The following is a 6,046-nucleotide window of genomic DNA, read 5'->3' as shown; positions in this document are numbered from 1 at the left end:
TGTGTATAAGAGACAGGGCATGGGGCATGGGGCATGGAGAAGAAGTAATAAAGATGTACTGAATTTTTTTCAGAAATCAAATACTAGCTCTATATCAATTAAGAGCGATGTCTGAGGACAAAAACTACGAATAGGCCACAATAGACTGGCTTGCAATACTAGGGCGAACTATTTGCTGTAGTCTACTCAATTAAAACAAGCACAGATATGACTAAAATTAGGAATGCAGACATGATTAAACTAAGTCAAGAACATTTGCAAACTATCCGCGCCCATGCTGAAAACATATATCCTGATGAGTGCTGTGGTATAATTTTCGGCTATCTGGCTAGTGAGACTAGTGAGAGTAAAACTGTAGTTGAAGTAATGCCAACAGAAAATGCCTGGAGTACAGAGGCGGCTGATTTTCCAGGTACACACACAGCAGAAAGTAAAAGGCGACAATATGCGATCGCACCCCAAGTTATGTTACAAGCACAAAAAGAGGCACGCGATCGCTCATTGAACATTATTGGAATTTATCACTCCCATCCCGATCATCCTGCCATACCTTCAGAATGCGATCGCCTATATGCTTGGCAAGGATACTCATATATAATAGTTTCCGTTCAGAATGGTAAGGCTGGGGAACTCAAAAGCTGGAGTCTTGATAATAGTCATCAGTTCCAACCAGAGTCAATAACCAGACCTGAATCAAATGATTTTGATCATAAACTACTTTGACTAAGAATACAGCTTACATATTCACCTTGTTTTCATAGTTTTTACTTCAACTTTCTACAAAAATCAACATAAAATGAAAATGGAATTTATTAATTAACTTCTACAATTGCACTCGGTTCGTTACCGAAGTTGAGACATTATTTATAATGAGGAAGTTTGCCAAAAAATATTTATCGATATACGTTGCTCGGTTGTTTAACAATTGATTCGATCACTAGACATCCAAAGCAGATTCTATAGTCTCGAATTAAAAAAGTGCTTCTCCGTAGACTAAAATATTACTATCCAAATAAAAATCTAAAGAAGCGGCTAAAATCGCTAACCTAAAGCTACTACTTTAATACTAAAATTACTAGACTAAACCTTAGAACTGTTGGTACACGGTATGTCGCTCAATCCCAATCTGGATGAAATTCAGTTAACAAAAGACGATTACGAACGCTACTCGCGGCACTTGATTTTGCCGGAAGTTGGACTAGAAGGACAAAAACGCCTAAAAGCTGCCAGTGTATTGTGTATCGGTACAGGTGGACTAGGTGCGCCACTGCTTTTATATCTTACAGCGGCGGGTATCGGACGCATTGGTATTGTCGATTTCGATGTTGTCGATACTTCCAACCTGCAACGCCAAGTAATTCACGGTACATCTTGGGTGGGTAAACCCAAAATTGAATCGGCAAAAAACCGCATTCACGAGATTAACCCCTATTGTCAGGTTGATTTATACGAAACTCGTCTCACTTCCGAAAACGCTCTAGATATCCTCGCTCCTTACGATATTGTGGTGGATGGCACCGATAACTTTCCCACCAGGTATCTAGTTAATGACGCCTGCGTATTGCTGAATAAGCCCAACGTGTACGGTTCAATTTTCCGCTTTGAAGGGCAGGCTACTGTATTTAACTACGAAGGTGGGCCGAATTATCGTGATTTATACCCAGAACCACCACCACCAGGAATGGTTCCCTCTTGTGCAGAAGGTGGAGTACTGGGAATTTTGCCAGGGATTATTGGTGTAATCCAAGCAACAGAAACTGTCAAAATTGTTTTGGGACAGGGTAACACCCTAAGCGGGCGACTACTGCTGTATAATGCTCTAGAGATGAAATTCCGGGAGTTGAAACTGCGGCCCAATCCCATCCGCCCAGTGATTGAAAAGCTGATAGACTACGAACAATTCTGCGGTATCCCACAAGCTAAGGCAGAGGAGGCGAAACAGCAGATGGAAATTCAAGAAATGACCGTCAAGGAATTAAAGGAATTGCTCGATAGTGGTGCAAAAGATTTTGTACTTCTGGATGTCCGCAACCCCAATGAGTATGACATTGCGAAGATTCCTGGTTCAGTGTTAGTGCCCTTACCAGATATTGAAAACGGTAATGGTGTTGCCAAAGTCAAAGAAATACTCAATGGTCATCGCTTAATTGCTCATTGTAAGATGGGCGGGCGATCGGCGAAAGCCCTCGGCATTCTCAAGGAAGCTGGGGTTGTGGGTACGAATGTCAAAGGCGGAATTACCGCTTGGAGTCGGGAAGTCGATTCGTCAGTTCCAGAATATTAAAAAGGCTAGGAATGCTTTTTTGGGGGCACAAAGCTCAAACTATGTCCTCAATGAGGAGTCTTTGAGAAGCCTACACTTACCTGTACTCAGGAGGTGTAGGTACGTCACTTCATCCCCATTCAGTCCAATAGGACTTACGCACACTCTACGAATTTTCGGCGTTCTTCTGTACGAGACGCTGCGCGTTGGCGAAAGCCTATCGTAGAGAAGGCGGTTCGATAAATTAAGCTTTTCGGCAACTTTTGCGTAAGTCCTGTCCAAGTCACTTTGAGCTTTCCGGCGCGAATGAATCCACTTACTCTTAACAGGTGGCTGTGCCTATTTAGCGACTGATGAGCTAGCTATTTTCTAGACCTGAAATCTTTATTTATCCTAGCTCCTGGCGGCTTTGCCGTCATATTTTCTAGGTTACTGTCCACTTGATAATTTATCTTTATGCCAATCATTGATTCATTTGCATCCATTATTAAAAATTCAGAATTATTAATTTTAATGACTTCGTATCTTTCTGTTATAAACAAAGATCCGAAATTAGCAACCATGTCTGCAATAGAAACCCTAGATAATAGGGGTATCTGTAAATTGAAAATAGATTTTGGAACAGTTTTTACATTTAAACACAATTTTCTTTCACTTACGTACCATACGCCAGTAAATTTATTACCTGTTATAAATTCCACAGGTTTATGTAAAATAAATGTTTGAATTCTGGTTTGCTCGTATGTCATATCATCTTTAAATTCAACAGATATTTTTTCCCAAGATTTATCAAAACGCCATTTTCCAAAAAGTAACTTTTCTATTTCTATATCCGAAAGATTGCTATTATTCATGTCTATCTTTTAAATTAATTAAAGTCTGATATCAAACAAGCATAAATTATAAGGCAAAAATCAGTTCTACTATCCATCATCAGGGCATAATCTTGAAACTTTTCCTTTAAGCCCGTTACAAATTTTGGTACGAGAAAAGAATAAATGCATCTGCAAAACTAACCAACACCCTACCCGCCATGCTCCCATTGAAAGGTGTTCCGCAGATGATGGGGATAAGCCAAAGGTATCTTGGTCATAGTGCAACCAGTGGACTGGTAAGTGTCCTATTGGTGTTGTAGGGGATAATTCAAAAGTTATTTCATTATAGTCTAACCAGTTCCCCTCTTTGCGCCAACCAAGGCGATCGCCAAGTCTTTTTTCTGTTTCGTAGTCTACTTTACCACCCTCTTCACTCCAGATACTTTGCTGAACGCTGAAGCCAAAATAACCATGACTGTATTCTCCCCAAAGTTGATCAATGGTATGGAGATCTTCACAAGAAAAGCTATGAATATCTTCTTTATAAACTTCATTCCAATAACTCTTACCCATGATTAGTAGCATTAATTTAGTGGTTTCAATATCAGCTTCTTTCCACTTGTGCTGCGCCAGGAAATTTCGCAGTTTGGTATAATCAATGTTTTGGTTATTTTTACATTCTTTTGTGAAAGTAGCATCATCATTAGTCAGTCCTGTCTCTTCTGTTTTTTCAACAGAAGGGAGAGGCACTATGGAGACCAAATTTGCTTCTGCTATCCCTAATACTTTTCTTTGATGGGTAAGTTCCTTATATATATAGTTAGATATTGAATCAATTGATTTGTCTAAAAAGACTCCATCATCAGCCGATTCCAAATTATGGACTTGCCAATCTAATAATCTAGACTGAATAAAAGCATCTTTTAATCGTTCTTTTTTCTCATAACTTGCCACCATAAAATCGAGAAAAGTTTCAGAAATTGCTTCAGTTTGTTTGGGAATTAATAAAGTCGATTGAGACTTTAAAATATTATCCGCTAAACTTTTAATATCTCCGACAGTTGAGTAAAAATCTTCATCTATTTTTCCTACTTCGTCTATTAAAGATTGAAAAGGACTAAAGTAGTCTTGTAAATAATTTTCAAAATTGATTGCAGTCTTGGCTATTTCTGCTATTTCTTGACGAAGTTTTTGGGCTTTTTTTTGATATTCGTAAATTTCTTGATATACTTCTAAATCTCTAACTACTTGCTGAACAATTTGCTTTTGAATTTTAGTATCTTCTGCCAGCGTTTTAAGTCCTTCACTAAGTAATTTTATTTTTTCTAACATCAAAAAAGAGGCATTGCTCAAGAGTAAAACTGCTTGAAAGTTTTCTTGCTTTTCCCATTTTAATTCATCAATAATCTTCTGATTACTCTGATTTCTAATCTCTAATGTTTTCCTTTCTTCATCCAAAGTCTTGATTTCAAGATATTTTTGTATAAATAGCTTTCTCAAGTCATCTGTAAGCTTCAACAAGAAATGTTGATAACTATCTTTATAAGTTTCTAAAAAATCAATAAGATGAGTGTATTCTCTAATTAATAATTGTATTTCCTGAAAAATTTCTCCTTGACTAATTTCCTCTTTTCGCTTTATTATTCCTCCAAAATGGTGATGATATCGAACACCTTCTTTAATTAACCTTCGACGCTCTCTAACTTGTTTTTGAATAGTTTTTAATCGGGTGTTTTTTAGAACGGGTAATTTATAGGTTCGTTCATAAATCGTAATCTTTTTGTAAGTAATTAGTTGTCTTTGCTGTTTAGTAAGCATGATACAAATACTCTCCCTACTGCTTCTATTTGATACTAGTAAGTTTTGGCGATCGCTTTTACTTTCTCCCAAAATTCCAAAATTGATTAATAGCTGTAGGAAACCTTAGTCGAGCAACACTGATGTCCCAGAATCTTGTAGCATGAATCCAATGCGATCGCCTAGATAATTTGGGTCAATCGGTAGGTATGCTCCACCCGCTTTGAGGATAGCGAGTAGACTTATAATCATCTCCAAATACAGTTCAACGCAGATACCAATTAAAGTGTCTGGCTGAATTTGGTGATTTTGAATCAGGTAATGAGCCAGTTGATTAGCTTTTTGATTCAGTTGCTGGTAAGTAAGTCCGTGGGATTCAAACACCAAAGCGAGATTATCAGGAGTTTTGGCGACTTGGGTTTGATCGTGGGGATAGTCAGTTTGAGTCCGATTCCAGCTTTGTAGTTGCAAAAGTTCAGCCGCTGTCATCAGTTCAGAAGTTAAGGCGTTTTTACTAGATTTGGAGAGTTATTATAATTTTTAACTCAGTTCTGGTTTCTGGGCAATCTCTTCCAATTCTACATTTTCGTAAACGTCAGTAAATGATGCAGTTAGGTTAATACTTTGGAGTTCAAAGGTTTGGTCATCGGGTGTATAGGTTTGTAGCACCCATAAGCCTTGTTCATTACGGCGTAAGGTTTCAATTCGTTGGTGTTTTGTGTTAACTAAAACGTATTCCTCTAGGCTTTCAAGGGTTTGATAGTCGTTGAATTTGTCACCTCGGTCAAAGGCTTCGGTGGACTCGGATAGAACTTCGATAATCAGTTTAGCAAAGCATTTATATGTGGGTGTTTCTCGGTCTTTAGAGTCGCAGGTTACAAGAATATCAGGGTAATAAAAGCGGTTACGTTTTTCAATTCGGGCTTTAATATCGGCAAAGTAAACTCGACAGTTTGACCCTCGAAAGTGGTTACGAATCAAAATAAATAGGTTTCCGACAATGGTGTTATGGGTGTCAGTTGTTCCCGCCATTGCGTAAACTTTACCATCAATATATTCGTGTTTAATGTCGCTTTTGTCTTCTAGTTGTAGGTATGCTTCGGGAGTGAGAAAACTGGGATTAGATAGGGCAATCATGGCTTAAGTTAAAGATAAATTTTACTTGATAATG

General features: G+C 38.1%; 5 protein-coding genes and 1 pseudogene. 2 read left to right on the top strand and 4 right to left on the bottom strand.

The window, feature by feature from the left end:
- Positions 1 to 231 precede the first annotated feature (231 nt).
- Both IQ246_RS09565 and moeB read left to right on the top strand, forming a co-directional pair.
- Positions 232 to 723 (top strand): Mov34/MPN/PAD-1 family protein, encoded by a 492-nt coding sequence (locus IQ246_RS09565; RefSeq protein ID WP_194002360.1) that lies wholly within the window; start codon positions 232 to 234, stop codon positions 721 to 723.
- Positions 724 to 1,108: 385 nt separating this feature from the next.
- Entirely contained in the window at positions 1,109 to 2,284 is a 1,176-nt protein-coding gene (moeB, locus tag IQ246_RS09560) for a molybdopterin-synthase adenylyltransferase MoeB (protein ID WP_194002340.1), read from the top strand.
- Positions 2,285 to 2,625: 341 nt separating this feature from the next.
- Here the strand turns inward: moeB and IQ246_RS09555 are convergent, their stop codons facing one another.
- The 4 genes and pseudogenes from IQ246_RS09555 to IQ246_RS09540 form a co-directional block, all read right to left on the bottom strand.
- Positions 2,626 to 3,117 carry a hypothetical protein gene (locus tag IQ246_RS09555; protein WP_194002338.1) on the bottom strand — a complete coding sequence of 164 codons (492 nt, stop codon included), beginning with the start codon at positions 3,115 to 3,117 and terminating at the stop codon, positions 2,626 to 2,628.
- 69 nt (positions 3,118 to 3,186) lie between these two features.
- Positions 3,187 to 4,968, bottom strand: coding sequence for a GUN4 domain-containing protein (locus IQ246_RS09550; RefSeq protein WP_339379227.1), 1,782 nt, complete (start codon positions 4,966 to 4,968; stop codon positions 3,187 to 3,189).
- 39 nt (positions 4,969 to 5,007) lie between these two features.
- Positions 5,008 to 5,367: pseudogene (locus IQ246_RS09545) on the bottom strand (AMP-binding protein); the annotation flags it as partial.
- Between the two features lie 48 nt (positions 5,368 to 5,415).
- Positions 5,416 to 6,012: a Uma2 family endonuclease gene (locus IQ246_RS09540; RefSeq protein ID WP_194002336.1), complete on the bottom strand. Its 597-nt coding sequence runs from the start codon at positions 6,010 to 6,012 to the stop codon at positions 5,416 to 5,418.
- Between the last annotated feature and the right edge of the window lie 34 nt (positions 6,013 to 6,046).

Source organism: aff. Roholtiella sp. LEGE 12411 (genome assembly GCF_015206995.1).
GTDB lineage: Bacteria > Cyanobacteriota > Cyanobacteriia > Cyanobacteriales > Nostocaceae > Komarekiella.
This window is presented reverse-complemented; position numbering and strand designations above follow the sequence as displayed.